Source organism: Actinoplanes sp. NPDC051633 (genome assembly GCF_040681735.1).
GTDB lineage: Bacteria > Actinomycetota > Actinomycetes > Mycobacteriales > Micromonosporaceae > Actinoplanes.
The window spans coordinates 1-1,442 of sequence record NZ_JBFAZH010001579.1 but is presented as its reverse complement, the minus strand read 5'-3'; the positions used below and the strand labels follow the sequence as shown (position 1 = coordinate 1,442).

Below are 1,442 nucleotides of genomic sequence, written 5' to 3'. Positions count from 1 at the left end.
AGTCGGGTGGCCGCTCATACCGCGGCAGCCACCGCGCCGAGCGTCAGCACCGAGCGGACGACTCGGTGATCGCCGGCCACCGCGGCTCCCGCGTAGGCCGCCACCACGCAGAGCACACCAACCGCTGGTAGCCCACGCCCGGCCGGCCCGGTATGTGCCGGCCTCGCGGCCATGCCGGCGGGGTGTGGCGGGTGGTCGGGGGTTGATGTTGGCGGCCATGCCGGCGGGGGTGGCCGGTCCGGCGAGGTGCGGCCCGATCGCGCTGATCGTCGGCTCGGCGGGCGACCGGTCCCGGAGGTTCGAAGGTGCGCGGAAAGAACTGGTAGCCCAGCGGGCTATCTCGCCGCCGCACACACTCGTGGGCTACCACAGTGGCCGATTTGTCCACAGCACAGGGCGGAAGTGGTAGCCCATCGGGCTATCAGAGGCCCGGAAAGCCCACGGGCCTACCACTTTGCTGGAGAGCCGTTGACGAGCGCGACGGGCCGCAGCACGCCCGACCCCGCCACCACGCCGGCATGGCCGCCGACCTGGGTCACCGATCGGCGTGCCGGCCGCTTCAAGAGCGACCGTTTCCGCAGCAGGGGCAGAGCTGTTGACGAGCGCGACGGGCCGCAGCACGCCCGACCCGCCACCACGCCGGCATGGCCGCCGACCTGGGCCACCGATCGGCGTGCCGGCCGCTTCATGAGGGACCGTTCCCGCAGCAGGGGCAGAGCCGTTGACGAGCGCGACGGGCCGCACCACGCCCGACCCGCCACCGCCGCCGACCTGGGCCACCGGTCGGGCGGGCCGGCCGCTTCAAGAGGGACCGTTCCCGCAGCAGGGGCGGAAGTGGTAGCCCAGCGGGCGGGATAGCCCACTCGCCTACCACTTTGGTTGGGAGAGCTACTCGCCGTTCAGGCGGTGCCGGTTCTGGTCGATCCAGGCGTCGATCGCGTCGGTGTCGTTCGGGTCGACGCCCTCGGAGATCAGCTGCGCCACGGCTGCCGTCGCCGGGCTGCGGCGCTCGCCCGTCGCGTACAACCGGGCGAACTCCGGGATCATCTCCTCGACCACCGAGTCGATCTGCTCGGCCGCGGCCGGTGGCAACCCACGCCTGCGGATCGCATAGGCCGACCACGCCCGGGTGACCCGCGGCAGCATCGCGGCATCGTCCATGTCCAGGACCGCCCGCCGGTGGACCCAGTCGAGCAGGAACAGCCCGGCGACCGCGGGGCTCCAGCGCAGCGGATCGCCGTCCGGCAGCCCGGCCGCGTGGTCGGTGATCAGACTCAGACAGAAGTGCAGGCTGGCCAGTTCGTCGTCGCCGTGCAGGTCGTGCAGCCCGAAACCGGCCGCCTCCGGCGACGCCAGGAAGTCGCGGAGAAGGTCGGGGCCGGGCCGGGCGACGGGCTCCTCCAGGAGCGGCTCGGTGGCGGCCGGCAGCAGATGCAGCCGGG

At 73.1% G+C, this 1,442-nt stretch carries 1 protein-coding gene and 1 pseudogene; both read right to left on the bottom strand.

Features of this window, described 5'->3' with window-relative positions; all coding sequences use genetic code 11:
- Positions 1 to 446: 446 nt before the first annotated feature.
- Positions 447 to 689, bottom strand: coding sequence for a hypothetical protein (locus tag AB0M20_RS43295; protein WP_364307297.1), 243 nt, complete (start codon positions 687 to 689; stop codon positions 447 to 449).
- A 199-nt stretch (positions 690 to 888) separates the two neighbouring features.
- Positions 889 to 1,442, bottom strand: a pseudogene (locus AB0M20_RS43290) (hypothetical protein); the annotation flags it as partial.

What these genes read in the sequence shown, in the direction of transcription:
- AB0M20_RS43295 (WP_364307297.1), bottom strand. Translation starts at nt 689, where the DNA reads ATGAAGCGGCCGGCACGCCGATCGGTGGCCCAGGTCGGCGGCCATGCC.